Annotated in this window: 25 protein-coding genes; 15 read left to right on the forward strand and 10 right to left on the reverse strand. The window is 72.5% G+C overall.

Annotated features, from left to right (window positions below; all coding sequences use genetic code 11):
- Positions 1-40 precede the first annotated feature (40 nt).
- Positions 41-691: a class I SAM-dependent methyltransferase gene (locus tag ACY34K_RS14065; RefSeq protein WP_462746715.1), complete on the forward strand. Its 651-nt coding sequence runs from the start codon at positions 41-43 to the stop codon at positions 689-691.
- 24 nt (positions 692-715) lie between these two features.
- On the opposite strand, the gene ACY34K_RS14070 is transcribed toward ACY34K_RS14065, so the two are convergent.
- The 3 genes from ACY34K_RS14070 to ACY34K_RS14080 form a co-directional block, all read right to left on the reverse strand.
- A complete protein-coding gene (locus ACY34K_RS14070) occupies positions 716-1,225 on the reverse strand; it encodes a hypothetical protein (RefSeq protein ID WP_462746717.1) in 510 nt (169 codons plus the stop codon).
- A 64-nt stretch (positions 1,226-1,289) separates the two neighbouring features.
- A complete protein-coding gene (locus tag ACY34K_RS14075; RefSeq protein WP_462746719.1) occupies positions 1,290-1,661 on the reverse strand; it encodes a fic family toxin-antitoxin system, toxin component in 372 nt (123 codons plus the stop codon).
- Between the two features lie 22 nt (positions 1,662-1,683).
- On the reverse strand, positions 1,684-1,950 hold the full coding sequence (locus ACY34K_RS14080; protein ID WP_462746720.1) for a toxin-antitoxin system HicB family antitoxin: 267 nt from the start codon (positions 1,948-1,950) through the stop codon (positions 1,684-1,686).
- A gap of 78 nt (positions 1,951-2,028) precedes the next feature.
- Between ACY34K_RS14080 and ACY34K_RS14085 the strand changes: the two genes are divergently transcribed.
- The 3 genes from ACY34K_RS14085 to ACY34K_RS14095 all read left to right on the forward strand — a co-directional run bounded on the left by ACY34K_RS14085 (position 2,029) and on the right by ACY34K_RS14095 (position 5,170).
- The gene (locus ACY34K_RS14085; RefSeq protein WP_462746722.1) at positions 2,029-2,469 is read left to right on the forward strand and encodes a GNAT family N-acetyltransferase; all 441 of its coding nucleotides are present in this window, start codon (positions 2,029-2,031) and stop codon (positions 2,467-2,469) included.
- A gap of 353 nt (positions 2,470-2,822) precedes the next feature.
- Positions 2,823-4,157, forward strand: coding sequence for a hemolysin family protein (locus ACY34K_RS14090; RefSeq protein WP_462746724.1), 1,335 nt, complete (start codon positions 2,823-2,825; stop codon positions 4,155-4,157).
- Positions 4,154-5,170, forward strand: coding sequence for a hemolysin family protein (locus tag ACY34K_RS14095; protein ID WP_462746725.1), 1,017 nt, complete (start codon positions 4,154-4,156; stop codon positions 5,168-5,170). Before ACY34K_RS14090 ends, ACY34K_RS14095 begins: the two co-directional genes overlap by 4 nt.
- A gap of 183 nt (positions 5,171-5,353) precedes the next feature.
- Here ACY34K_RS14095 and ACY34K_RS14100 read toward each other — a convergent pair whose 3' ends face one another.
- Together ACY34K_RS14100 and ACY34K_RS14105 are read right to left on the reverse strand one after the other, a co-directional pair.
- Positions 5,354-5,590 carry a hypothetical protein gene (locus tag ACY34K_RS14100; protein WP_462746868.1) on the reverse strand — a complete coding sequence of 79 codons (237 nt, stop codon included), beginning with the start codon at positions 5,588-5,590 and terminating at the stop codon, positions 5,354-5,356.
- Positions 5,581-6,372: a maleylpyruvate isomerase family mycothiol-dependent enzyme gene (locus ACY34K_RS14105; RefSeq protein WP_462746727.1), complete on the reverse strand. Its 792-nt coding sequence runs from the start codon at positions 6,370-6,372 to the stop codon at positions 5,581-5,583. The genes ACY34K_RS14100 and ACY34K_RS14105 overlap by 10 nt, the downstream gene beginning before the upstream one ends.
- Before the next feature lie 87 nt (positions 6,373-6,459).
- Between ACY34K_RS14105 and ACY34K_RS14110 the strand changes: the two genes are divergently transcribed.
- The 3 genes from ACY34K_RS14110 to mug all read left to right on the forward strand — a co-directional run bounded on the left by ACY34K_RS14110 (position 6,460) and on the right by mug (position 9,354).
- Entirely contained in the window at positions 6,460-7,257 is a 798-nt protein-coding gene (locus tag ACY34K_RS14110) for an SGNH/GDSL hydrolase family protein (protein ID WP_462746729.1), read from the forward strand.
- A 65-nt stretch (positions 7,258-7,322) separates the two neighbouring features.
- On the forward strand, positions 7,323-8,756 hold the full coding sequence (purB, locus tag ACY34K_RS14115; protein ID WP_462746869.1) for an adenylosuccinate lyase: 1,434 nt from the start codon (positions 7,323-7,325) through the stop codon (positions 8,754-8,756).
- Positions 8,757-8,769: 13 nt separating this feature from the next.
- Positions 8,770-9,354, forward strand: a complete 585-nt coding sequence (gene mug / locus ACY34K_RS14120; protein ID WP_462746731.1) for a G/U mismatch-specific DNA glycosylase — start codon at positions 8,770-8,772, stop codon at positions 9,352-9,354.
- On the opposite strand, the gene ACY34K_RS14125 is transcribed toward mug, so the two are convergent.
- Genes ACY34K_RS14125 through ACY34K_RS14135 form a run of 3 tightly spaced genes read right to left on the reverse strand, consistent with a single transcriptional unit; the run spans position 9,351 to position 11,513 of the window.
- Positions 9,351-9,788, reverse strand: coding sequence for a hypothetical protein (locus tag ACY34K_RS14125; RefSeq protein WP_462746733.1), 438 nt, complete (start codon positions 9,786-9,788; stop codon positions 9,351-9,353). The genes mug and ACY34K_RS14125 overlap by 4 nt on opposite strands.
- 40 nt (positions 9,789-9,828) lie before the next feature.
- The gene (locus ACY34K_RS14130) at positions 9,829-10,572 is read right to left on the reverse strand and encodes an ABC transporter permease (protein ID WP_462746871.1); all 744 of its coding nucleotides are present in this window, start codon (positions 10,570-10,572) and stop codon (positions 9,829-9,831) included.
- Entirely contained in the window at positions 10,569-11,513 is a 945-nt protein-coding gene (locus tag ACY34K_RS14135) for an ATP-binding cassette domain-containing protein (RefSeq protein ID WP_462746735.1), read from the reverse strand. Before ACY34K_RS14135 ends, ACY34K_RS14130 begins: the two co-directional genes overlap by 4 nt.
- 109 nt (positions 11,514-11,622) lie before the next feature.
- Here ACY34K_RS14135 and ACY34K_RS14140 point away from each other — a divergent pair, with 109 nt between their 5' ends.
- From ACY34K_RS14140 to ACY34K_RS14150, 3 genes are all read left to right on the forward strand, one after another.
- A complete protein-coding gene (locus tag ACY34K_RS14140; protein WP_462746737.1) occupies positions 11,623-12,846 on the forward strand; it encodes a sensor histidine kinase in 1,224 nt (407 codons plus the stop codon).
- Positions 12,847-12,850: 4 nt separating this feature from the next.
- The gene (locus tag ACY34K_RS14145; protein ID WP_462746739.1) at positions 12,851-13,501 is read left to right on the forward strand and encodes a response regulator transcription factor; all 651 of its coding nucleotides are present in this window, start codon (positions 12,851-12,853) and stop codon (positions 13,499-13,501) included.
- Between the two features lie 83 nt (positions 13,502-13,584).
- On the forward strand, positions 13,585-14,742 hold the full coding sequence (locus tag ACY34K_RS14150) for an ROK family transcriptional regulator (protein ID WP_462746742.1): 1,158 nt from the start codon (positions 13,585-13,587) through the stop codon (positions 14,740-14,742).
- Positions 14,743-15,029: 287 nt separating this feature from the next.
- On the opposite strand, the gene ACY34K_RS14155 is transcribed toward ACY34K_RS14150, so the two are convergent.
- Positions 15,030-15,770: a GntR family transcriptional regulator gene (locus ACY34K_RS14155; protein WP_462746743.1), complete on the reverse strand. Its 741-nt coding sequence runs from the start codon at positions 15,768-15,770 to the stop codon at positions 15,030-15,032.
- A 360-nt stretch (positions 15,771-16,130) separates the two neighbouring features.
- Positions 16,131-17,033 carry an RNA polymerase sigma-70 factor gene (locus ACY34K_RS14160; protein ID WP_462746745.1) on the reverse strand — a complete coding sequence of 301 codons (903 nt, stop codon included), beginning with the start codon at positions 17,031-17,033 and terminating at the stop codon, positions 16,131-16,133.
- 145 nt (positions 17,034-17,178) lie between these two features.
- Here ACY34K_RS14160 and ACY34K_RS14165 point away from each other — a divergent pair, with 145 nt between their 5' ends.
- The 5 genes from ACY34K_RS14165 to ACY34K_RS14185 all read left to right on the forward strand — a co-directional run bounded on the left by ACY34K_RS14165 (position 17,179) and on the right by ACY34K_RS14185 (position 25,967).
- Entirely contained in the window at positions 17,179-18,009 is an 831-nt protein-coding gene (locus ACY34K_RS14165) for an alpha/beta fold hydrolase (RefSeq protein WP_462746747.1), read from the forward strand.
- A 358-nt stretch (positions 18,010-18,367) separates the two neighbouring features.
- Positions 18,368-19,756 (forward strand): SWIM zinc finger family protein, encoded by a 1,389-nt coding sequence (locus ACY34K_RS14170; RefSeq protein WP_462746749.1) that lies wholly within the window; start codon positions 18,368-18,370, stop codon positions 19,754-19,756.
- Positions 19,753-22,386, forward strand: a complete 2,634-nt coding sequence (locus ACY34K_RS14175) for a DUF7824 domain-containing protein (RefSeq protein ID WP_462746751.1) — start codon at positions 19,753-19,755, stop codon at positions 22,384-22,386. Before ACY34K_RS14170 ends, ACY34K_RS14175 begins: the two co-directional genes overlap by 4 nt.
- A 135-nt stretch (positions 22,387-22,521) precedes the next feature.
- A complete protein-coding gene (locus ACY34K_RS14180) occupies positions 22,522-23,961 on the forward strand; it encodes an N-acetyltransferase family protein (RefSeq protein WP_462746752.1) in 1,440 nt (479 codons plus the stop codon).
- Between the two features lie 314 nt (positions 23,962-24,275).
- Positions 24,276-25,967 carry a DUF885 domain-containing protein gene (locus tag ACY34K_RS14185; RefSeq protein WP_462746753.1) on the forward strand — a complete coding sequence of 564 codons (1,692 nt, stop codon included), beginning with the start codon at positions 24,276-24,278 and terminating at the stop codon, positions 25,965-25,967.
- Positions 25,968-25,969: the final 2 nt, after the last annotated feature.

The following is a 25,969-nucleotide window of genomic DNA, read 5'->3' on the forward strand; positions in this document are numbered from 1 at the left end:
ATCCCGGTGACTGCTGCACCCCTCTCCGAGGAGGCTCGCGATGCGGGACGCCGTCCACCACCCGGTTTTCGCCCGGTTCTACGCCCGGTTCAGTGAAGTGGCCGACCGGCGGGGCGGGGTGGCCGCGTACCGCGCGGAACTGCTGGCCGGGCTCTCCGGCCGGGTCATCGAGATCGGCGCCGGGAACGGGCTGAACTTTCCGCACTACCCGTCGGCCGTCTCGGAGGTCGTGGCCCTCGAACCGGAGCGCCATCTGCGCCAGGCGGCGGCCGGTGCGGCCCGGCGGGTGGAGGTGCCGGTGGACGTCGTGCCGGGCGCCGCGGAGGCCCTTCCGGTCAAGAGCGAGGCGTTCGACGCGGCCGTCGCCTCCCTGGTGCTGTGCACCGTGCGGGATGTGCCGCGGTGCCTGGCCGAGTTGCGCCGTGTACTGCGCCCCGGCGGTGAACTGCGCTTCTTCGAGCACGAGGTGGCGCGGGACCGGGCCACTGCCGTGATCCAGCGGACGGCGGACCGCACCGTGTGGCCGTTGCTGTTCGGCGGCTGCCACACGGCCCGGGACCCGCTGGCCGCGATCGAGGCGGCCGGCTTCGACGTCGTCACGTACCGCAGGTTCTCCGTGCCGGAGAAGGGCGTCCGGCTGCCCACCTCTCCGTGTGTGCTGGGGGTGGCGCGGCGCCCGGCGGACGACTGAGGGGCGCCGCGGCCCCGGCGGGTGTCAGGACTTGTCGAGCTGGTCGGCGAAGGCACGCAGGGCGTCGGCCAGCTCCTTCTTGGTGGGCAGCTCGTCGACCTTCTTGTTCAGCTCCTCGATGCGCTTGTCGAGGTCGTGGATGTTGGGCGGGGTCGTGGGCCCGGAGGTGCCCGTCGGGTCCGGGGGAGGGGTGGGGTGCGGCGGGGCGGTGGGGTCGGGCCAGCCGCCCGAGCTGCCGTCGGTCTCGCCGCTGCCGCTGCCACCGGTGTCCGTCCCCACCGTGCCGCCGTCGGTGCCGCCGGTGTCCGTTCCGCCCACCGAGCCGCCGCCGTCCATGCCGGCCGAGCCGCCCGAGTCGCCGTCCGGCGGGGTGGTCGGGACCGGGGTGGGCTCCGCCGTCGTCGGCGCCTCCCGCCCGCCCGTGTCGTCGGAACCCGCGGCGATGGCTCCGCCGATGCCGAGCATCACGAGTGCCGCGGCGCCCGCGACGGCGGTGGCGATACGTCTGGCGCGTATGTTCCGGGTGGTTGTCATGATCCGCAACGTAGCGTCGGCAGTTGACGGACGGACGGCTTCCGGTGATCTGTCACAAGGGGAGTCAATCGCTCCAGCGGCGCAGCTCGGCGGCGATGGTCCGGACGTCGGCCCGGCCTTCCTTGACCAGTCTCGCCAGGTCCCTGACCTGCTCGGGCGAGGTGACCACCTTCAGGCCGCAGGCGACGAGATAGCCGTACGCGACGGCGGAGGCGAACATCGCGTTGGAGTGCTCCAGCGCGGGCACATGGAGCAGAAGCTGGAGCAGGGCGGCCGCACGGCTGTGCGGGTCGCCGTAGACGGCGGTGCCGAAGATCTCCGCGTCGTGCCGGCTGACCGCGGCGACGAGGGCGCCCCAGTCGGTGACCTGCGGGTCACCCGGCGTCTTGTGCTCGGCGACCATCAGCAGCCAGGCGAGGTCGATCGAGAGGTTCATGGCTGCCGGGGGCGGTCGTCCGTCACCGCTCGGCCTTGCCCGTGGCTTTCCCCTCGCCCGGCGCTCTCCCCTTGGTGCGGTCGTGAGCGAACTCCTCGGCGAAGACCGTCTCGTACTGCTTCATGAAATCGGCCGCCGCGTCCACGAACGTGCGCCCCACCTCGCCCGCGTCCTGCTGGACGAGCTCCTCGATGTATCGGTTGACGCTCACGCCGCGCTGCTGGGCCCGGCGACGGGCGGTCTCGGCGGTGGACTCCTCCACGCGCACGTTCAGCTGAGTCTTGGCCACATTGTCAAGCTAGCGCGACAGCGCTAGCGCCCACAAGTGGCTCGACGGGCGGGAGCGGGCGGTGATGGGATGACGACCATGGATGATCTCCGGACAAGGCGCGCCTCCCCCGCCGACCTCGACGCCGTCCTCGCCTTCTGGAAGGTCGCGGCGGAGGGCACCAGCATCAGCGACGACCGGGACGGCGTCGCGCGGCTGCTCGCCCGCGACCCGGAGGCACTGATCCTGGCCGAGCACCGGGGAGAGCTCGCCGGGACGGTGATCGCCGGTTTCGACGGCTGGCGATGCCATCTGTACCGGCTCGCGGTCCACCCGGACCACCGGCGTCACGGCATCGGCGCGGCGCTGCTCGCGGCCGCCGAGGAGCGCTTCGTACGGCTCGGTGGCCGACGCGGCGACGCGATGGTCCTCGACCGCAACGAGCGGGCGCACCACGCGTGGCGCGCCTCGGGCTACGCGCCCGAACCGCAGTGGAGCCGCTGGGTCAAGCCGCTGGGGAGCCGGCGGACCAGCGGCTAGCCGCTCGGCGGCCGGCGGCTCGGGACCCTGCTCCTGGGCCCGGCCGCTCGGGACCCACCCTTCGGGGTCCGGCCGGTCGGGATCCCCCTGGGGGTCGGCCGTTCGGACCCACCTCCTCGGGGGCGACAGGCCGGCCCAGCTTCTGAAGGGCCGGCCGTTCGGGACTCCGCCCCGGGGGCCGGCGGCTCGGGACCCGGGCCGCCGGCCCGCCGCACTTTGCTGATCCTTTACCATGGGTGGACTCATTCTCCATCGATCGAAAGGTGTGAGCGTCCGCCCATGGGCGAGCCTCCCAGTAGTCGACATCGCGCACTCCTCCTCTCCCCGGCCGATCATGGGACGGAGGTGAACCGATGACCGAAGTGCTCCTGCTCGTCGTCGCGCTGCTGCTCGCCGTGGCCTGCGGCGGGTTCGTCGCCGCCGAGTTCTCGCTCACCACCGTCGAGCGCAGCGAGCTCGAACGGGCCGTCGAACGCGGTGAGCGCGGTGCCCTGAGTGCCCTGAAGGCCGTGCGCTCCCTCACCTTCCAGCTCTCCGGCGCCCAGCTCGGCATCACCGTCACCAACCTGATCGTCGGCATGCTCTCCGAGCCCTCGATCGCCAAGCTCATCCGCGGACCGATCCGCGCCATGGGCCTGTCCGACTCGGTGGCCTCCTCGCTGGCCCTGGTCATCGGTACCGCCCTGTCCACCGTCGTCCTGATGGTGGTCGGCGAGCTCGTCCCCAAGAACTGGGCGATCTCGTCCCCGCTGGCCGTCGCCAAGGTCGTGGCCACCCCGCAGCGGATCTTCACGGCCGCGTTCAAGCCGCTGATCAGCCACCTCAACCACTCGGCCAACCGGATCGTGCGCCGTATCGGTATGGAGCCGACCGAGGAGCTGGCCTCCGCGCGCAGCCCGAAGGAGCTGGTCGCACTGGCCCGCCACTCCGCCAAGGAGGGCGCCCTGGAGCCGGACACCGCGGAACTCTTCGTCCGCACGCTCAACCTGGCCGAGCTGACCGCCGAGAACGTGATGACGCCCCGCGTCCAGGTCACCGCCCTGGAGGCGCAGGCCACCGCCGAGGACATCGCCAACGCCACCCGCGCCACCGGCCTGTCCCGCTTCCCCGTCTACCGGGGCAACCTGGACTCCGTCATCGGTATCGCGCACATCAAGGACGTGATCGCGATCCCCGCCGGGCAGCGTCGGCTCAAGCCGGTCACCACGCTCCTGCGCGAGCCGCTGCTGGTGCCGGAGTCGCTGACCGTGGACCGGCTGCTGGACCGGCTGTCCGGCAAGCAGACCATGGCGGTCGTCATCGACGAGTACGGCGGCACGGCGGGGGTCGTGACGCTGGAGGACATCGTCGAGGAGGTCGTCGGCGAGGTGCGTGACGAGCACGATCCGCACGAGACGCCGGACCTGGCGCGCGCGGGCGAGGACGCCGACGGACGCACCCTGTGGTCGGCCGACGGCGCCGCCCGCACCGACCAGCTGGAGACGATCGGACTCCGTGTGCCCGACGGACCGTACGAGACCCTGGCGGGACTGATCGCGACGGAGCTGGGCCGGATACCGGCCGTGGGTGACAGCCTCGAGCTGGACGGCTGGCGCCTGGACGTCGTGGACTCCGCCGGCCGCCGGGCCGCGAGAGTGCTGATGCACGCGCCGCACACCGCGTACGAGACCGGGGAGGGCGACCGATGACCGCGATCCAGCTACTGATCGGTTTCCTCACGCTGGTCGTGAACGCGTTCTTCGTCGGCGCCGAATTCGCCATGATCTCCGTGCGCCGCAGTCAGATCGAACCGGAGGCGGAGGCCGGGAACCGGCGGGCGCGCAGCGTCATCTGGGGCCTGGAGCACGTCTCGGCGCTGCTCGCGGCGGCGCAGCTGGGCATCACGCTGTCGACACTGGTGCTGGGTATCGTCGCCGAGCCCGCCATCGCGCATCTGCTGGAGCCGCTCTTCGACGCGGTCGGCGTGCCGGAGGGCCTGGTGCACCCGATCTCGTTCGTGCTCGCGCTGGCGCTGGCCACCTATCTGCACATGCTGCTCGGCGAGATGGTGCCGAAGAACATCGCGCTCGCCGAGCCGACCCGGACCGCGCTGCTGCTCGGCCCGCCGCTGGTGGCCCTGACCCGGGCGCTGCGGCCGGTGATCTTCACGGTCAACGCGTTCGCCAACGCGCTGCTGAAGCTGCTGCGGGTGGAGACGCGGGACGAGGTCTCGGCGACCTTCTCGGACGACGAGCTGGCGCGGATGGTGACCGACGCCGGCCACGCGGGGCTGCTCGACGACCGGGCGGCCGAGCGGCTGCACGACGCTCTGGAGCTGGGACGCCGGCCGGTGCGCGACGTGGTGATGCCGCTGGAGCGGGTGGTCTACGCGCACGTCGGGACCACCCCCGAGGAGCTGGAGGCCCTGGCGGCGGAGTCCGGGTTCTCCCGCTTCCCGGTGGTCGACGGAAACCGCGGAATTCTCGGCTATCTGCACGTCAAGGACGCGCTGGACGTGGCGCCGCGGGATCTGCCGTTCCCGGTGGCGGCCCTGCGGCCGATCGCCCGGGTGCGGGCGGCGACACCGCTGGACGACGTCCTGACGGCGATGCGGCGCAGCCGGACGCACCTGGCCGCCGTCCTCGGTGACGACGGCAGACTGGCCGGCCTCGTCACGATGGAGGACGTGCTGCGCGAGCTGGTGGGCCGGTCGGCCGCCTAGGGCGTGTGTCGAAAGTCCCGGCGGGGGCGAGGAGAGCGGCGGGAGCCCGGTCCGGACCGGGCCGCCGCGATCCGAACCGCCGACGCGATCCGAACCGGACTACATGGTCCGTACCGGCCGACGTGGTCCCCCAGGGGGCGCTGATCCGGCACCACGGTCCGGAGCCGGTCGGGCCCTACGGATCTACAGGCGGGTCGCCGCGGACCAGGACTCGACGAGCGCGCGGTCGCCGGAGACGGTGAGCCGCCGGTCGTCGGGCCGGTACCTGCCGTAGAGGAACAGCAGCAGCTCCCCGGAGGCCGCCGCGACGGTGGCGGTGGCGGTGCCGTCGGTGTCCTCGTGGTCAGGGTGCCGGGTGAAGCCTCCCCCGCCGAGTGCGAGCGTCCAGGCGGCACCGGTGTCGGTGGCGCTCAGCCGCAGGCGGGCACCGTCACGGCCGAGCTGCGAGACCGGTTCGGCGACCCAGGAGACGGCACGTTCTCCAGGAACTCCTCGATGCCGTCCGCCGCCGTCGCCGGATCGATCCGCGGTTCCTCACCGAGCGCCAGCTCGGCGTCCGCGAGGTGGACCACGGCCTCGAACAGCAGCCGCCGCGGGAAGAACCGCACATGAGGATCGGCGCCGTGCGACCACATCGCGGTGTCCGGGTCGGCGGCCCGCAGGGTGCGCAGCGAGGCTTCGGCACCGCGGGCCAGCCAGTCGGGGAGAGCGGCGGGGTCAGCGGGCAGTTCGAGCGGAACGTCCCGCGACCGCACGCGCTCGGTGGCCCGGGTGCGGACCAGATGTTCCATCCAGCGGTGGCTGGTGCCGTGGTGCCGGACCAGGTCGGCGATGGTCCAGCCGGGGCAGGTGGGGACGGGCGTCGCCGGATCCGCGCCCCGGACGGTCTTCACCAGCCGCCCGACGTGGTCCTCGACGGCGTCGCAGTACCGCTCGTGCGGGTCTTCGTCCAGTCCGAGGCCTGCCGGGACCTCCAGGAGGGCGTCGCGCCAGGGGCCTTCCGGCTCGCGTGCGGCGGCCTGCCGCAGCAGCCCGTCCAGGCGGCGCCGGTCGGCGGGGTCGAGCCGGCCCAGCACCCAGGCGGTGTGTTCGGTCCACTTCACCGCGGCGTCGATGTCCAGCACGTCGTCGTCGCAGGTTTCGATGGCCGTCAGCAGATGGGCCAGCGCCTCTGCCAGGGCCTGCTCCAGTGCCTCACTCATGGGTCTCCCCCGCTGTCACCGCTCAGTTATCCGGATTCCGGTTCCCCTCGGAACCCGCGAGACCCTACGCGATACGATCACTGCGCCATGGAGATGAATGCCACCTACACCAGCTTCGTCGCGGTGGGCGACAGCTTCACCGAAGGCATGTCGGACCTGCTTCCCGACGGGTCCTATCGGGGCTGGGCCGATCTGCTGGCGGCCCGGCTGGCCGCCCGCACGCCGGGGTTCCGCTACGCGAACCTCGCGGTGCGCGGCAAGCTCATCGGCCAGATCGTCGAGGAGCAGGTGGACCTCGCCGCGGACATGAAGGCCGATGTGGTCACGCTCGTCGGCGGGCTCAACAACACCCTGCGGCCCAAGTGCGACATGGGCCGGGTACGCGGACTGCTGGAGCAGGCGGTGGAGCGGCTGGCCCCGTCGTGCGGACAGCTGGTGCTGATGCGCAGCCCGGGTCGCAACGGCCCGGTCATGGCACGCTTCCGGCCGCGCATGGAGGAGCTGTTCTCCTTCGTCGACGAGCTGGGGGCCCGGCACGGCGCGCTGGTGGTGGACCTGTACGGTGCCCCCGTGCTGGGTGACCAGCGACTGTGGGACGTGGACCGGCTGCATCTGACACCGGAGGGACACCGCCGGGTGGCGGAAGCGGTGTGGCAGACGCTCGGTCTGGCCTCGGAGAACGACTGGCGGGCGCCGCTGCCGCCCGCGGTGCCGACGCCCTGGATGGCCCGGCGGGTCAGTGACGTCCGGTTCGCGCGCACCCACCTCGGACCGTGGATAGGGCGGCGGTTGAGGGGCCGCTCCTCCGGCGACGGGCGTCCGGCGAAGCGGCCCGAGCTGCTTCCGTACGAGGGCCCGCAGGTGCACGAGCACCCGCTCTCGTAGCAACCCACAAACCGAACCGTGGCGCTGGCCTGCAGAAACCGCCAGTAGAATCTGGTCACGTGACTGTGACTGCGAAGCCCCGTATCCCGAACGTCCTGGCCGGCCGCTACGCCTCCGCGGAGCTCGCCGTCCTCTGGTCCCCCGAGCAGAAGGTGAAGCTGGAGCGCCGGCTGTGGCTCGCGGTGCTGCGGGCCCAGAAGGACCTCGGGATCGAGGTGCCCGACGCCGCGCTCGAGGACTACGAGCGTGTGCTCGACCAGGTCGACCTGGCATCGATCGCCGAGCGCGAGAAGGTCACGCGCCATGACGTGAAGGCGCGTATCGAGGAGTTCAACGCGCTCGCGGGGCACGAGCAGGTCCACAAGGGCATGACCTCCCGCGACCTCACGGAGAATGTCGAGCAGCTGCAGATCCGTCTCTCCCTGGAGCTGATGCGCGACCGCACCGTGGCCGTACTGGCCCGGCTGGGGAAGCTGTCCGCCGAGTACGGCGAGCTGGTCATGGCGGGGCGCTCGCACAATGTCGCCGCCCAGGCCACCACACTCGGCAAGCGCTTCGCGACGGCCGCCGACGAACTTCTGGTCGCGTACGCCCGGCTCGAGGAGCTGCTGGGCCGCTACCCGCTGCGCGGCATCAAGGGCCCGGTCGGCACCGCACAGGACATGCTGGACCTGCTCGGCGGCGACGCCTCGAAGCTGGCCGAGCTGGAGCAGCGGATCGCCTCCCACCTGGGCTTCGCGCACGCCTTCACCTCCGTCGGCCAGGTCTACCCGCGGTCGCTCGACTACGAGGTCGTCACCACCCTGGTCCAGCTGGCCGGTGCCCCCTCGTCGCTGGCCAAGACCGTCCGGCTGATGGCAGGGCACGAGCTGGTCACCGAGGGCTTCAAGCCCGGCCAGGTCGGCTCCTCGGCGATGCCGCACAAGATGAACACCCGTTCCTGCGAGCGCGTCAACGGCCTGATGGTCATCCTGCGCGGCTACGCCTCCATGGCCGGTGAGCTGGCGGGCGACCAGTGGAACGAGGGTGACGTCTCCTGCTCGGTGGTCCGCCGGGTCGCCCTGCCCGACGCGTTCTTCGCGTTCGACGGTCTGCTGGAGACCTTCCTCACGGTGCTCGACGAGTTCGGTGCGTTCCCCGCGGTCGTCGCCCGCGAGCTGGACCGCTACCTGCCGTTCCTGGCCACGACCAAGGTCCTGATGGCGTCCGTACGGGCCGGTGTCGGCCGCGAGGTCGCCCACGAGGCCATCAAGGAGAACGCCGTGGCGTCGGCGCTCGCCATGCGTGAGCAGGGTGCCGAGCGCAACGAGCTGCTCGACAAGCTGGCCGCCGACGACCGGATCCCGCTCGACCGGGCGCAGCTCGACGCCGCCATGGCGGACAAGCTCTCCTTCACGGGTGCCGCCGCCGACCAGGTGGCCGTCGTGGTCGCCCGGATCGAGGAGATCGCCAAGCAGCACCCGGAGGCCGCCGGTTACACTCCCGGCGCGATCCTCTGACCCGGAGGGCCGGATGACCCGGAAGGCCAGGAAGGCCCGGTTCACGCCCGAGGAGCTCCAGGCCGCCCGCGACCGCGTCGTTCCCGACGTGGTGGCGGGCGGCCTGTCCGTCCTGTTCTGCGGCATCAACCCTGGGCTGATGTCGGCGGCGACGGGCCACCACTTCGCCCGGCCCGGCAACCGGTTCTGGCCGGTCCTGCATCTGTCCGGGTTCACCCCCCGCCGTCTGCTCCCCTCCGAGCAGGACCAGCTCCTCGCCCTTGGGCTCGGCATCACCAATGTGGTCAGCCGGGCCACGGCACGGGCCGACGAGCTGAGCGACGAGGAGTTCCGGGAGGGCGGACGGCTGCTGACCGCGAAGGTCGAGCTGCTGCGGCCGCGCTGGCTGGCGGTGGTCGGTGTCACCGCGTACCGCACGGCTTTCGGGGAACGCGGGGCCCGGATAGGCCCGCAGGAGCGGACGATCGGTGACACCCGGATCTGGGCGCTGCCCAATCCGAGCGGCCTCAACGCGCACTGGACGGCGCAGACGATGGCGGAGGAGTTCGCCAGGCTCCGAGCGGCCGCCCAGGAGCCGGCGACCGGGGGCACTCCCTAGGGCGGATCTGTCTCGGTGACCACGGCCAGCAGCTGGAACGGCAACTCCTTGTCCCACTGCGACACGCCGAGGGCTATCCAGCGGCCGTCCGCCCGCCAGAGGTGGACGTCGGGGACGTGATCGCTGAGGACTCCCCACGGCTCGGGTATCTCCTCCCCCTCCATGCCTCGCTCCAGCAGGGACCAGAGGCTGAAGACCTGGGGCTCGCCCCAGCGGGCGCTGAGCAGCACGGTCAGTCCGTCGCGCTCCGCCTCGTACTGTTCCTCGACCTCCTCCCTCCGAGTCCCGTCGTCGTCCCAGAATTCCTCGCTCGTCGTGAGTTCGGCGATGTGGAAGCCCGGACCACTGTCGCCCACATCAGTTCTGCCGCGCCGGCCAGGGAAGGGGCGGGTGCGCAGCTGATCGATGGTCGCCAGATGCCGTGCGGTGGTCATGGCTCCAGTAAAGCCGCCCCCACTGACAATTGGCTGCCCGTCAGGCGTCCCTCCGGCGTATCGCCCACCAGCCGGCCAAGAGCGCGACGGTGGCCCATCCGGCGGTCACGGCGAGACCCGCCCAGGGCCCGAGCGCACCGTCGGTCCGCTGGTGCAGAACCAACTGGCCCGCCTGGTCCGGGAGATATTGGGCGACATCAGCGGCGATGTCGCCCACCACGAACGACACGATCAGTACGAAGGGGATCAACACTCCCAGGACGGCGGTCCCACTGCGCAGCACAGCGGCGAGACCGGTCGCGAACAGCGCCATCAGTGCCAGGTAGAGGCCGCTGCCCAGGCAGGCACGCAGGGCGCCCGGCGCTCCCAGGCCCAGGGCCTGGTCGCCCATGAACGCCTGTCCGCCCAGGAAGGTGACGAATCCGGTAACCACGCCAACCACCAGGGTGGACATACCGACGACCGCTGTCTTGGCGGCGTAGAAGCGCGTCCGGTCGGGGACAGCTGCCAGGGATATGCGCAGGGCTCCGTTCACATACTCGGAGGACATGGCCAGGGCGCCGAAGGTAATGGCCGCGATCTGGCCGAAGTTGAGTCCGAAGAAGGCACCGAAGAGCGGATCCTCGCCCGTCTTTCCGGCTTCCTCCTGTCCCACAAGGGCATTGACCAGAACGGTGATGCCGGTGGTGGCGAGCAGGACGGTGAGCAGCGCGGTGTACAGCGAGCCCAGCGTCCTGATCTTGAGCCATTCGAAGTGGAGGGCGGCGGTGATCGGCACGGTCAGGCCTCCTGTCGGGCCGGAAGGGTGGGGGCCGGGGGAACTGCTCTGAACTGCGCGTCCCCGGCAGTCAGGTCGAGGTAGGCCTGCTCCAGCGAGGCTCTTTCGTCGGCGAGCTCCAGGACGGGTATGCCGGCGCCGGCCGCGAGTGCTCCGATGTCCTCGGCCTTCGCCCCGTCGACGGTCCAGTGCCCGGTGTCTCCGAGCACCGGCGTGTACCCGGCGGCGGTCAGCGCCGTGCACAGCCGTTCCGGTTCGGTGGTGCGGATCCTGGCCCGTGGGCTGCTGCGGGCGTCGAGGAACTCCCGTAAGGGTGTGTCCGCGAGAAGCCGGCCGCGGCCGAGCACCACCAGGTGGTCGGCGAATGTGGCGGTTTCGTTCATGAGGTGGCTGGAGACCAGGACCGTCCGGCCCTCCCTGGCGAGCCGCCGCACCGTCTCGCGGATCCAGATGATGCCTTCGGGGTCGAGTCCGTTGGACGGCTCGTCCAGCATCACCACCTCGGGGTCGCCGAGCAACGCTGCGGCGATGCCCAGCCGCTGCCGCATGCCGAGCGAGTAGGTCTTGACTTGCCGGTCGGCGACCTGGGCGATGCCGGCTTCCTCCAGGACTTCGCCGACCCTGCGTGTCGATATGCGGTTGCTCGCGGCGATCGCCCGCAAGTGGCCGCGTGCGGTGCGTGAGCCGTGCGTGGCGTGCGGGTCGAGCAAGGCGCCGACCCGGCGCAGTGGTTCCGAGAGGGCGCGGTAGGGCGTGCCGCCGATGGTCGCGGCACCGGACGTGGGGCGGTCCAGGCCGAGGACGATACGCATCGTGGTGGACTTGCCTGCGCCGTTGGGGCCGAGGAATCCGGTGACGCGACCGGGCAGGACGCGGAACGTCAGGCCGTCGACCGCACGCCGGCCGCCGTATTCCTTCGTCAAATCGAGGACGTCGATGCTTGTCATGCCGTCAAGATTCGCCGCGGCCGGGGGCAGGTGGCCTCCCCCGCCGGGGGCTTCCGTCTCCCCCGTGCGGGGGAGCCGTCGCCGCCGGTCCCGCTGGCACGATGACGTCATGCGTCTCCTCCGCCCGTTGGCCCGGCGCGTCACCTATACGCGCTGGCTGCATCTGTGTCTGCCGTCCCTGGTCGTCGCCATCTGGATGTTCATTCACCCTGAAACGCCGTGGGTGCCGGCGCTGTTGGTGCCGGCGGCCGGGCTGGTCCCGTGGGTGCGGATGGCCGAGGGGATCCAGGCCCAGCTGCTCCTGGCTCCCGGTGAGCGGGGCGGACCGGGCGCGGGCACCGGCATAACCACCGTGCCGTCGGAGAACTGGGGCCAGCGCGGGCGGACGGTTCTGTGGCTGGGTGTGCGAATGCTGTGCGCGGCGGCGGCGATGGTGGCCACCGTCGTGCTGCCAATGCTGTCGTTCGATCTGCTGGTGCTGGCGTCCGGCGGCAGCCCCGGTCCCGACACGTTCGTCCGGTCCGTCGAACCCCACTGGTCCTGTGCACCGCTCGCGCTGGTGCCGCTGATCGCCCTGTCGGCGTTCGTGGTGATCCTCGGCAGGCTCGTCACGGCCGTCGCCCGGCGGCTCCTCGGGCCGTCGGCGCCCGAGCGGTTGGCCGCCCTGGAGGAGCGCACCGAGCGGCTGCTGGAGGGCAATCGCATCGCGCGGGAACTGCACGACTCGATCGGGCACGCGCTCACGGTCGCGGTGGTGCAGGCGGGGGCGGCCAGGGCTGCGAAGGACCCGGAGTTCACCGAGCGGGCACTGGCCGCCGTGGAGGAGACGGGCCGTCGCGCGCTCGAGGATCTGGAGCGTGTGCTGAAGGCACTGCGTGATCCCGGCCAGGAATCCGCCAGGCGTCCCTCGCTGGACGACGCCGACCGGCTGCTGGAGTCGGCGCGATCGTCGGGCGCGCAGCTCGAAGCGGTTGTGTCGGGCCCGATCGAGGACGTGCCCAGGCCCGTGTCCCGCGAGGGATACCGCATCCTGCAGGAGGCGCTCACCAATGTGCTGCGACATGCCGGGAGCGTCCCGGTGAAGGCGCGGATCGCCGTTTCGGAGAGCTGGCTGGACATCGAGGTGACCCACCCCGTCACAACGACCGAGCCGATCTCCTGTGACAGCGCGGCCTCGGACGGCGGTTCCGCCGCCCGCGGGGGCTCTCTGGGCGGCAGCGGCCTGCGCGGCGTGCGGGAGCGGGCGGCGCTGCTCGGCGGCAAGGCGTTCACGGGCCCGTTCGAGGACGAGTGGCGGGTGTGCGTGAGCCTGCCGCTGGACGGCCTACGCTGATCCGATGTCCATCTCCGTTCTGCTGGTCGACGACGAGCCGCTGGTGCGCGCGGGTTTGCGGGCCGTGCTCGGCGCACAGCCCGACATCGAAGTGGTCGGCGAGGCGGCGGACGGCGCGGCGGTGCTTCCGCTGGTGCGCCGGCTGCGGCCCCGCGTGGTGGCGATGGACGTGCGGATGCCGCTGGTGGACGGCATCGAGGCCACGCGTCTGCTGCTGCGTTCACTGCCGGAGCCGCCGAAGATCCTGGTGGTGACGACGTTCGAGAACGACGAGTACGTGTACGGGGCGCTGCGGGCCGGGGCGGACGGGTTCCTGCTCAAACGGGCCCGCCCCGCGGAGATCGTGCACGCGGTGCGGCTGATCGCCGAGGGCGAGTCGCTGCTCTTCCCGGCGGCGGTGCGGACGCTGGCCGCAGAGTACGGCAATGAGGCGGCGCGTACGGCGCTGGAGCGGGCCGCGCTCACGGAGCGGGAGGAAGCGGTGCTGCGGCTCATGGCGCGGGGACTGTCCAACGCGGAGATCGCGTGCGAGCTGTTCGTCGGCACGGAGACGGTGAAGACACACGTGAGCGCCGTGCTTGCCAAGTTGGGGGCACGGGACCGGACCCAGGCGGTGATCGCCGCATACGAGTCGGGTTTCGTCGCACCGGCCTGATGCCCGGGGCGGTCACCGCTCGCCGCTCGTTCAACCATTGAGTACCATCCGGCACACACGCGCTCGAGCTGGGAGGACACACGGTGGGGCGGCTGACCGGCGGGGACCCGTCGCTGTTGCGGCGGATCAATTCCGCGGTGGTACTCCATGCGCTGCGGGGCTCCGACGCGCGCACGCTCACGGATCTGACCCGGATCACCGGGCTGTCCCGGCCGACGGTCGAGGGTGTGATCGAGGGACTGATCGAGAACGGCCTGGTGGTCGAGGCCGCGCCCGAGGAGGGCGAGGCCCGCCGCCAGGGGCGGCCGGCCCGCCGCTTCCGGTTCCGTGCCGAGGCAGGCCATCTGCTGGGTGTCGAGATCGGCCCCCATCGGGTGGCCGCTCTGCTGTCGGGGCTGGACGGACGGATCATCGGCGCCGGTTCGCGGGACGTCTCCGAGACGGCGTCGGCGGACGAGCGGCTGGAGCGGGTGCGGACGGTGGTCGCCGATGTGCTGCGGCGGGCCGGCGTCGCGCGGAGCAATCTGCGGGCGGTCGGCGTCGGCACGCCGGGGATCGTGGAGGCGGACGGCACGGTCCGCCTCGGTACGGCACTGCCCGACTGGACCGGTCTGGCGCTCGGCGAGCGGTTGCGGCGCTCGTTCCGCTGTCCGGTGCTGGTGGAGAACGACGCGAACGCGGCGGCCGTGGCCGAGCAGTGGAAGGGTGCCGCGACCGAGTCGGACGACATCGTGTTCGTCCTGGCCGGGCTCAGTCCGGGCGCCGGTTCGCTGATCGGCGGACGGCTGCACCGCGGGTTCGGCGGGGCCGCCGGGGAGATCGGCGCGCTGCACCTGCTGGGCCGGGGCGCGACGCCGGAGAAGCTGCTGTCGACCACGGGCGAACCGCTGCACCCCCTCGACGAGCAGGCGGTGGCGGAGGTGTTCGCGCTCGCCCGGCAGGGCGACGAGCGGGCCCGGGCGGCGGTGGAGCGGTTCATTCAGCGGCTGGTGCACGATGTGGCGGCGCTGGTCCTGGCGCTCGATCCGGAGCTCGTGGTGATCGGCGGCTGGGCGGCCGGCCTCGACGGGATCCTGCCCCCGCTGCGGGACGAGCTCGCGCGGTTCTGTCTGCGGCCGCCGCGGGTGGCGCTGTCGCTGCTGGGCGAGGCCGCGGTCGCGACCGGTGCGCTGCGGCTGGCGCTCGACCATGTGGAGGAGCAGTTGTTCGCGGTCGAGGGCACGGTCACCGCCCGCCGCTGACCAGCGAGGGCGCTTCCTGTGGATCAGGCCGGATCAGGTGGGGCGGCAAGGGCTCTGAATCCACGGCGACCGACGACACCGGGCAAGACGGGATCTTGGGGCGACGCGAGCCCGGCAAGATCGGCAAGGCACGCCAGGGGCGTTCACGCGCACGGCCCGCCGCCGAAGGGAAACCGAGGGGCCTCCGCCGACCGGGATCGGGGTCGGGCCGCTCATGAGGGTTCCCGGGCCGGCGGCGCTTCCGCGCGGCCCGGGCGGAGCAGCCGGCGGGGGTCCGCCGGCGCGTGTCAGGAGGCGATCTGCAGGTCGCCCGTGTCGCCGAAGGTCAGCCGGCAGGTGTCGGCGCGGTACGTCGCGACGGACACGGCCGCGGTGCGGCCCTCGGAGAAGTACCGGGTGGTGACGACGAGGACCGGGGCGCCGGGCAGCCGGTCGAGTTCCTTGGCGTCGTCGGCGCGGGCGGAGCCGAGCTCCACGGCACGGTCCTGGCCCTCCAGGGTGAGGTGCTGCAGTTCCCGCAGGACGCTGCGGGCCCGGGCGGGCCCGGAGGGGGTGTCGATGGCGGTGAGCGCCGGCACGGATTCCGTCGGGATGTAGAGCTGCTCCGCGGCGACGGCCTGGCCGTGCGTCATGCGCAGGCGGCGCACCATGTGGACGCTCGCGTCGGTGTCGGAGTCGAGGAGGCGCGCCACCGCGAGGGGCGGCACGACCGTGGCGCAGTCGACGGGCTGCCAGGTCTCCTCGCCCGCGTCCGGCCACCGGTGCTGGGTGGTGGAGACGTCCACGCCCACGCGGGGCGGGGCGACGGTGGTGCCGACACCACGGCGGCGCTGCAGCCGGCCTTCGAGCTCCAGCTGTTCGAGCGCCTGACGGAGCGTGGCGCGGGCGACGCCGAAGCGGGCGGCCAGTTCACGCTCGTTGGGCAGGATCTCCCCGACCGAGAACTCCGAGTCGAGCGCTTCGCCGATCACGGTCTTCAGGTGCCAGTACTTCGGCTCCGGCACCGATTCCAGCTGCGTGGTCCCCACCCTGATCCTCCGCAATCGCCGTTGTCCGCGGCGGCTTTCCGAGCCCTTGTTTATTAAAGGTTCCTGCACTAACCAACGCTGCGACCATAAAGCGGCTCCAGGACTTGGTCAAGACCAATCATCGGCCGGTTACGCACCGCGCTCGCGCTCTGGCGAAGAGTGTTCACAAGGTGTTCGTGCGCGGTGACACACGTGGGTGGACACGGGAAGGCCCCGCGCCCGGACGGGTCGCGGGGCCGGAGAGACGGCGGGCGGTACGGGAGGCCTGCTGGGACGTGTTTCGAAAGTGGCGTCGTCCGCCCGGAGGGCGGGGCAGGGGGTGCAGACACCCCCGGCCGGTCTGGACTTGCGAAACGCTCCCTAGGAGCCTGACGTCCCCTGGTCTGCCAGCGCGGCCAGCTTATCGGGGTTGCGCAGGATGTAGACGCACTGGATCCGGCCGTTCCGGACTTCCAGCTGGAAGACGGTGTCGGGCTTTCCGCCGACCAGTACCAGCAGCGCGGGACCACCGTTGACCTCGACGAACCGGAACTCGGAGCCGGGGAGGGGCTCTTTGGCCACGGCGAAGAGGAACCGGCCGACCTTGTCGGCACTCTCGATGACGCGCAGGGGCGCCTTGGACTTGCCGCCGCTGTCGCCGACCAGCCGGACGTCGGGGGCGAGCAGCGTCAGGAGGTCGCCGATGTCTCCGCCGGAGGCGGCGGCGAGGAAGCGTTCGGTCAGGTCGCGGCGTTCGGCCGGGTCGACGTCGAAGCGGGGCCTGCCTTCGTCGACGTGGCGGCGGGCACGGCCGGCGAGCTGCCGGACCGCGGCTTCGGACCGGTCGAGGGTGGTGGCGATCTGGGAGTACGGGAAGCCGAACGCCTCGCGGAGCACGAAGACCGCGCGTTCCAGCGGAGAGAGGGACTCGAGGACGACGAGGACGGCCAGCGAGACGGAGTCGGCCAGGACGGCGCGCTCGGCCGTGTCCGGAACGGTGGGACCGAAGTCGGTGACGACCGGTTCGGGCAGCCAGGGTCCTACGTATGCCTCGCGCCGTGCCTGTACCTGGCGCAGCCGGTCGATGGCGAGGCGGGTGGTGATGCGCACGAGGTAGGCCCTCGGCTCGCGGACGTCGGTGTGGTCGGCGGCCGACCAGCGCAGCCAGGCTTCCTGCACCACGTCCTCGGCGTCGGCGACGCGGCCGAGCATGCGGTAGGCGACTCCGGTGAGGACGGGCCGGTGCTCTTCGAAGACGTCGGTGACGTGGATGTCGGTTGCCACTCCTTCATCCCAGCTCACGGCGGGACGGCTGTCCAGGAGGATCCGGTGCGGTACACGACACATGTCGCCGCGCTTGCCCTTGAACTGGAAGCTACTGAACGGTAATTGTTGCTGACAGGGCGTCCACGTCTCAGGGAGCGGCAGCATGGCCGGACAGGTCTCGTTCACGATCGAAACCCCGCGGGGACCCCGCACTCTCTCGCTGGAGTACGAGCGGGCGGGCGCCGGAGAGCCCTTGCTGCTGCTCCACGGCATCGGGCATCACTGGCAGGCCTGGCATCCGGTGCTGGACATCCTGGCCGGCGAGCGCGATGTCATCGCCGTCGACCTGCCGGGCTTCGGCGCGTCGCCCGCCCTGCCCGACGGTCTCTCGTACGACCTGTCCACCGTCGTCCCGGTGATCGGCGCCCTGTGCGAGGCGCTCGGTGTCGACCGGCCGCATGTCGCGGGGAACTCCCTGGGCGGGCTGCTCGCGCTGGAGTTGGGGCGGAAGAAGCTCGTGCGCTCGGTGACCGCGCTGTCGCCGGCCGGCTTCTGGTCGGAGGCGGAGCGGCGGTACGCCTTCGGGACGCTGCGTGCCATGCGCGCGGGCGCCCGGTCCGTGCCGCCGCCGATGATCGAACGGCTGTCCCGGTCGGCCGCCGGACGCGCGGCGCTGACCAGCACCATCTACGCCCGCCCCACGCGCCGATCGCCCGCGGCGGTGGTCGCGGAGACACTCGCGCTGCGCGGCGCCACCGGTTTCGACCAGACGCTCGCGGCCGGGCGGGACGTGCTCTTCACGCGGGACGTCCCGGGTCTACCGGTCACCATCGCATGGGGCACCCATGACCGGCTGCTGCTGCGCCGTCAGGGAGTCCGCGCCAAGCGTGCCGTCCCGGAGGCTCGGCTGGTGCGTCTGCCGGGCTGCGGTCATGTGCCCATGAACGACGACCCCGCCCTGGTGGCGCGGGTCGTCCTGGACGGCAGTCGCTGACCACGGGCGCGGACGGCGCCAGTGCCCCGCCCTTGCATCAGGAGGGCGGGGCTCCGGGTCCGGCAGCGCTGCAGCCAGCAAGCGCGGATGGATGTTCAGCACCGTATCGCCCGCCACTGACAACGGCCGCCGAGGCCTTTCGGCGAGCGGGACATCGGCGGCGACAGCCGCGATGACGGGGCGTCTGCAGGCGGGCACCGGGCCCCCGTTCGGCATACCACCGCCGGTCGGGGAGGTCCGGTGGATGCGGCCGGCCAAGGCCACGGTGCGCCTTCGCGACCCGCACGGAAGGACTTCGGGACCGGGGCCGGGTCCATCCCGCCCGTGATTGTCAGTGCCGGGTCCTACGGTCTCACCCATGACGCGATCCGTGCAGGCTCTTGCCTATTCCCGTCCGTCCGCCCTGGAATCCTCGCAGGGCGGACGGCTGCTCGGCCTGGAGACCGCTGGCGGGCTCACGCCCACCGGCGCCGAGGCCCACCCCCGGTTCTTCACCGGCTTCCTGACGTCCCCGCAGACGGCCGCGCGCGGCTTGCTCGCGGTCGCCGACGTCGCGGCCGCCCGCTATTACCAGCGACAACGCCCGGCCTCGCTGGACCCGGTCGTGACCGGCAACGGCGACCGGCTGCGCTTCGAGTCCTTCTCGGGCTGCGGCGGGGTGTATGCACGTCTCGATGTACTGCGGGACGGGCTCGACGGCGCCGAGACCGGACACGGCACGACCAATGTGGACGTCAACAACCCCCTCCGCGAGGCGCTTTCACGGCTTACCGGGGACGATCCGCTGCATCTGCGGGTCGGGCCCGACGAGATGGCGGTCACCACGCTGGACGGACCCGTCGTCGAGAAGAAGGTGCCGCTTCCGGACCGCTGGCTGCGCGGCTTCGCCGAGGCCCAGGTGGCGTGCGCCGGTTTCGACCTGCGGGCCGAGCTGTCCGCCACCGAGGCGGTCCGCTTCCTGCGCTCGCTTCCGCGCACACCGGTCCGTACGGGCGGAGTCGGCCCCGTGTGGGTGGTTCCGGCGGGGAAGACGCTGCGCCGCACGACGCGCCCCGCGCGGGGCGCCGTGTGCCTGCCGGGTCCCGACCGGCTGGTCGCGCTCCAGCGGGTGCTGCGCCACGCGACGGCGCTCCGGGTGTACGGGCCGGTGGCGGACGGCGCCGCGACGGCGAGCGCCTGGGAAGTGGTGCTGCCGGGTATGCGACTCACACTGACGCTGTCGCCGGACGCGTCCCGCGGATTCTCCGGTGAGGGCGGCGTCCTGGAGGCGCTGGCCACCGAGGAGGCGGCGCAGGACGCCGAGCTGATCTCGGTGCTGCTGGCCTGGGAGCCGCGGATCGACCTGGCCGATCTGGCCGCTCAGGCCGGGCTGCCGGTGGAGCGGGTGCGGGCGGCGCTGGTCCGGCTCGGGACCGCTGGCCGGGTGGGCTACGACGTGGCGGACGCCGCGTATTTCCACCGGGAGCTGCCCTACGACGCGGACCGCGCCGAGCGGCACAATCCGCGGCTGGTCGCCGCACGGGCGCTGGTGGCGGACGGCGCGGTCGAGACGGCCGCCGGGCCGGACGGCGTGGCCGTGGTGTCCTCGGGCGAACGGCGCTACCAAGTGCGGGAGACGGACGGGCTGCTCAGCTGTACCTGCCAGTGGTGGGCGGACTACCGGGGCAGGCGCGGGCCGTGCAAGCACGCACTGGCCGTCCGGATGGCCCGCCGTGGTTCCCTCGTCCTGGCCGGGGGTGCGCGATGAGCGACGCCGGGAAGCTGCTGGAAGCGGTGCGGCAGGGCAGGTCCGGGGATGTCCCAGGCCTGCTGGAGCCGCTCGGTCCCGAGGAGCGCAAGAAGGCCCTCGCCGAGCTCAAGGAGCTCCGCAAGGAGGTACGGGGGTGGGACTGGGGCCGGTGGGAGCAGCGCCGTCTCGTCCAGCGGGCGTTGCTGCTGGCCGGTGCGGGCTGTCACACGGGGGCGGCCGCGGCGGCGGCCTGGATCGGCGCGCGTGATCTGCGGGACTGGGAGCCCGTGCCCTATGAGGTGGTGCTCGGCCTGCTCTCCGCCCGCTCCCCCGAGTGGCTGGAGAACGTGGCGCACCGGCTCGCCGACCGGGCGGCCACGGCACGGGAGGACTATCCGCTGATCAGTGAGCTGGTCCGGCTGTCGGGGTGCGAGGTGCCCACGGCGGACGCGTTCGTCCACGGCTGGGTGGACGAGTTCACGACCCCGGACGCTCTGCAGAGGCTGCGGGAGCACGGGCACACGCCGGTGCTGGTGCTGCGGCTGTTCGACACCGCCGAGCTGGCGCCCGGTCTGCAGTGGTACGAGGAGCGCTGGCTGCCCGCGCTGACCACTTTGACGGACGAGGGGCTGGTGGACCGGGCCGAGCTGGTCGACCGCTGTGTGGCGCGGCTGCTGCGCGGTGGCAAGCCCGCGGAGCTGCGTTTCTGTCTCCATCTGCTCCAGCGGTTGGAACTGACGGCCGACGAGGAGCGGACGCGCAGGGCCGACTGGATGGGCATGGCGGCCGACGCCCCGTCGACCCTGGCCGCGCATGCCCAGGGGGTGCTGTCCCGGCTGGCCGAATCGGGCGACCTGTCCACGCGGGAGCTGGCCGAGGTGTCCGGAGCGGTGCTGTTCCGTACGGAGAAGAAGCTGGTCCGGGCGCAGCTCACGCTGCTCGGCAAGGTGCTGCGGCGTGAACCGGACACGGCGGCCGAGCTGCTGCCCGTGGTGGCCGAGGCGTTCGGGCACGAGGACACCGGGGTGCAGGAACGGGCACTGAAGCTGGTGGGGCGCCATCTGACCGCGGTGGGGGCGGAGGTCAGGGCCGGTCTGGCGGAGGCGGCGGCGCTCCTGGGCCCGGCACACCGGGCGGCCGCGGTCGAGGTGTTCGGCGGCGATCCGGCCCTGGTCGGGGAGCCGGAGCCGTACGAGGAGGTGCTGCCGCTCGTGCCCGAGCCGCAGCGCCTGGCACCGGCCGCGGGGACGCTGCCCGAGCTCGTCGAGGAGGTGGCGGCGCTGCTCGCCTCGCGCGGTGCGCCGGGCGGTGTCGTGGAGGTGGAGCGGGCGCTCGACGGGCTGGTGCGTCATGCGTATGAGGACCGGCAGAAGCTGGCCGAGGCGCTGCGTCCGCTGGTGGCCGACCTGTGGTGGTACGAGCAGCACCGGGGATACATGCAGTATTTGTCCCCGCTGGACATCGTGGTCGGGACCGTCCTGGGGAAGGTGACGGCCGGTCATCTGCATGGAGCGCTTCGGACGACGTCGCAGGCGCAGTGTGTGCACCAGAGCCTCGAAGGCGTTCTGCCGGCCCGCGCGAAGGAGGCGGCGCTGGCGGTGCTGACGCGACCGCTGCCGTTCCTGCTGGCCACTCCGACGTGGCACACGGGGACGCTGGAGCCGGGTGCGCTGGTCCAGCGGCTGGCCACGTACCGGGAGTCGGGGGTCCGGCCGGGAGAAATGGACTTCGCGCAGGCGCTGTTGCGGGTCCGCCGGACGGGACCGGGGGTGGCGGGAGCCGCGGAGGAGGCGGCCGGGCTCGGTACACCGGAGGGAGAACGCCTGGCCGAGTGGCTCACGGCCGCCGAGCCGGCCGTGCCGCTGGAGCGCGAGGTCACCGAGTTCGAGGGCCCCACCTGGGTGTACCGGCCGCGGGAGGTGACCTGGCGGGTCACGCTCTCGACGCATGAGCGCCCGGCGCTCCAGCACGGATTCCCGCCCGAGTTCAGCCGGCTCGGCCGGCCGCACACCTCGGTCGGGCAGGGCTGTCACCACTGGGCGGCGGCGCAGCCGCACTGGCTGGCGGTGCTGCCGGAGGACCGGGAGACGCTCGCCGCGTGGCTGCTGCAGCAGGTGGCGTCCGCGGCGGACGACGACATGCGCAATGGCGCGTGGTTCCTGACCTCGCTCGTCGAGGCGGGCGGCGAGGCGGGGCCGGCCCTCCATCTCGCGCTCGCCCACGGCCTGGGCGCCCGGTACGCCGAGGACCGGCTCGCGGCGGTCGACGCCCTGCTCGTGCTGGCGGCGCGGGGGCAGTTGGACACGGCGCGGACGGGCGCCGATGTGGCGGAGCTGGTGGGGCTCGGCACGGTCAAGCCGAACCGGCTCGCCGACTCCCTGCGCACGGCCGCGGCGACGGGTGCGTACGCCACGGTCTGGGGCGTGCTGGCGGCGGCACTGCCGGGCGTGCTGGCCGGGGGCGGCGAAGGCGGACCCGTACGCGGCCTCGGGGAGGTCCTGGCGGTGGCGGCGGAGTGCGCCGAGCGGTCCGGCGCGGCCACGGGGCCGATACCGGGGCTGGACGCTCTGGCGGCCCGTCGCGGCTCCTCCCAGCTCGTCGCCCAGGCGAAACGGCTGGCGCGGGCGCTGCCGACGCCCGCCGGGTGAAAGGACCCAGGCATATGACCGAACACCCTGCGACAGAAACGGTTGAAATCGGTAATTAAGCAGCCAGATCCATGCTTAACCCGTCAGTCACAAAGCGTTCGTGATCACGCAACACCGCTGGGTCACAGTGATGCCATGACTGATGTGAATTCCCCGAAACGAGCCCGCCGCCCCCACCACTGGCGGCGGGATCTCGTCGAACTGGCGGCCCTGTTCACCGCCGTGGCCGTCGCGGACGCCGTGGCGAACACCATCGTGCACGGTCCCGAGGGCCCCTACCTGCTCGCGTTCTCCGCCGTCGCCCTGGTCGCCACGGCCGCCTTCCACACCTGGTGGGCACGCCGCCACGGCCATGCGCCGCCGGCCGGCCATACCGGCGCCCCGCTCGGGGCGCCGGGAACAGCGGCGGACGGCGGGCGGACCGAGACGGACACCACCCTGTGGCGGATGCGGACCACGGTCCGCGACGAACCGGGCAGCCTCGCCGCCCTGTGCACGACCCTGGCGCACCTGAGGGTCGACATCCTCACCCTCCAGACGCATCCGCTGGCCGACGGCACGGTCGACGAGTTCCTGCTGCGGGCGCCCGGCTCGCTGCCGGCCGCCGTACTGTCCCGGGAGATCTCGGCGGCGGGCGGCAGCGGCACCTGGATCGAGCGTGCGGACGCGCACGATCTGGTGGACACCCCGGCCAGGGTGCTGGGCCTCGCCACCCGTACCGCGCTCGACGCCGCCGAACTGCCGCTCGCGCTGCGCCAGCTCCTGGGCCGCTGCACGATCCACTCCCTGCCCGCCGTCTCCCTGAGCGGCCGGCCGACCGGCGCGACCGCCCCGGTGGAAGGGGCGCTGGAGGACGGGGACACGGTGATGAGGCTGCGCGACCCCAACGGCGGAGTGATCACGATCGAGCGGCCCTATCTGCCGTTCACGCCGACCGAGTTCGCCCGGGCCAGGGCACTCGTGGAGCTCGACGCCCGCCTCGGGCCGCGGGTGCCGCGAGGCGAGGACGTGTTCACTCTCCCCGAGGGCAACGAGATCACCGTCCGCCGGGCCGACCGGGCCGACCTGCCCGCGGCGCGCGCCATGCACGACCGCTGCTCGGACCGGACGCTGGATCTGCGCTACCACGGTCCGGTGGCCGACGCGGACCGCTACCTCCACCACCTCCTCAGCCCGCGCTTCGGCCGCACGCTCGCCGCGGAGACCGCGTCCGGCCGGCTCGTCGCCCTGGGGCACCTGCTCTGGGACGGCGACGAGACCGAGGTGGCGCTGCTCATCGAGGACGACTGGCAGCACCGCGGTATCGGCTCCGAGCTGCTCGGCCGACTCGTGGCGCTCGCCGGCGAAGCCGGCTGCGAGAGCGTCTACGCGGTGACGCAGGCGTCCAACACCGCCATGGTGGCCACGATGCGCGGACTGAACCTCCCCCTCGACTACCAGATCGAGGAGGGCACCCTGGTGATCACCGCCCGGCTCGACACGGCTCCCGCACTGGTCCGGAGCCCGGAACAGACCGAGTGGGCCGACCGGCCGCTGCGCGGACCGGGTGGCAACGACGGCCGGACCGGTCGCTGAGCGGCTCGCCCGGTGGCTGAATCCGTCGTCCCGAACCCGTCCGGGGCCGCACGGGGGCGGTGCCGACGAGGCGGCAGCGATTCGATCCGGCCAAAATCAGCCGCGGCCCCGGGGGGCGCCTCGCGCCGCGCGGTCACCGCGCGGCGGGGGGGCGGACGGGTCCGCTCGGTCGAGCACGTCCGGGCCCGGCCACGGTCCCGGGCACCGGTCCCGCCCCCGGGACCCGGCGGCCGCCCTGCGCTCGCCGCTCATTTGTCGGCCGACTGAGATCGAATGAGGTGACGAGCGAGCCCGGGGCGTACGAGGATGACCCCATGCCAGAGACAGCCAGCAGCGCCCTCCCCCGCCAGGTCGCCGACGCCTATGTCGACGCTCTCATCGCTCTCGACCCGATCACCGGTACCTACCTGGGCGTCAAGGAAAGCGCCGGGCTCCTTCCGGACTTCACCCCCGCCGGCCAGGAGGAGGTCGCCGCACTGGCGCGCGAGACCCTCGCCCGGCTCGACGAGGCGGAGCGCCTGCCGGGCGCCGGCACCGACGCCGAGCGGCGCTGCGCCCGGCTCCTGCGGGAGCGCCTGACCGCCGAACTCGCCGTCCACGACGCCGACGAGGGGCTGTGCACGGTCAGCAACATGCGCTCCCCCGCCCACAGCGTGCGCATCGTCTTCACCGTGATGCCCACGGAGACGGACGAGGACTGGTCGGCGGTGGCCGAGCGGCTGCGGGCCGTACCGGCCGCGTTCGAGGGGTACCGGCAGTCGCTGGAGCTGGGCCTGGAGCGCAAGCTGCTGGGCGGTCCGCGCGCGACGGCCACCTTCGTCGACCAGCTCACCGAGTGGGGCGGCAACGATGGTGCGCGGCCCGGCTGGTTCGAGGAGTTCGTCACGGGCGGGCCGAGCGCGCTGCGGGCGGAGCTGAACACGGCGGCGCGTGCCGCGACCGGCGCGGTGACCGCGCTGCGCGACTGGATGCGCGACGTGTACGCCCCCGCGGTGCAGAGCGCCCCGGACATCGTGGGCCGTGAGCGCTACGCCCGCTGGTCGCGTTATTTCAACGGCACCGACTTCGATCTCGACGCGGCGTACGCGTACGGCTGGGACGAGTACCACCGGCTGCTCGCCGAGATGAAGACGGAGGCGCACAAGATCCTTCCCGGTGCGGGTCCCTGGGAGGCGCTCGCCCATCTCGACGAGCACGGGACGCACATCGAGGGCGTCGAGGAGGTACGGGTCTGGCTTCAGGGCCTGATGGACGAGGCGATCGAGGCGCTGGACGGCACGCACTTCGAACTGGCCGAACGGGTGCGGAAGGTGGAGTCGCGGATCGCCCCGCCCGGCGGCGCCGCGGCGCCCTACTACACCGGCCCGTCGGAGGACTTCTCGCGCCCCGGCCGCACCTGGCTGCCGGTCGACGGCGAGACCCGCTTCCCGGTGTACGACCTGGTGTCGACCTGGTACCACGAGGGAGTGCCCGGCCATCACCTCCAGATCGCGCAGTGGGTGCACGTCGCGGACCAGCTGTCGCGGTACCAGGCGACGATCGGCGGGGTGAGTGCCAATGCGGAGGGCTGGGCGCTGTACGCGGAGCGGCTCATGGACGAGCTGGGCTTCCTGCCCGACGCGGAGCGCAGGCTCGGCTATCTCGACGCGCAGATGATGCGCGCCTGCCGGGTGATCGTGGACATCGGCATGCACCTGGAGCTGCGGATCCCGGCGTCGTCGCCGTTCCACCCGGGCGAGCGGTGGACGCCCGAGCTGGCCCAGGAGTTCTTCCAGCGGCACACCAGCCGCCCGCCGGCGTTCGTCGAGAGCGAGCTGATCCGCTATCTGTCGATGCCGGCGCAGGCGATCGGGTACAAGCTGGGTGAGCGGGCCTGGCTGCTGGGCCGGGAGAACGCCCGGAAGGCGCACGGCGACTCGTTCGACGCCAAGAAGTGGCACATGGCGGCGCTGTCGCAGGGTCCGCTCGGCCTGGACGACCTGGTGGACGAGCTGTCCCGGCTGTGACG

It is taken from the genome of Streptomyces sp. STAM6 (assembly GCF_054963715.1).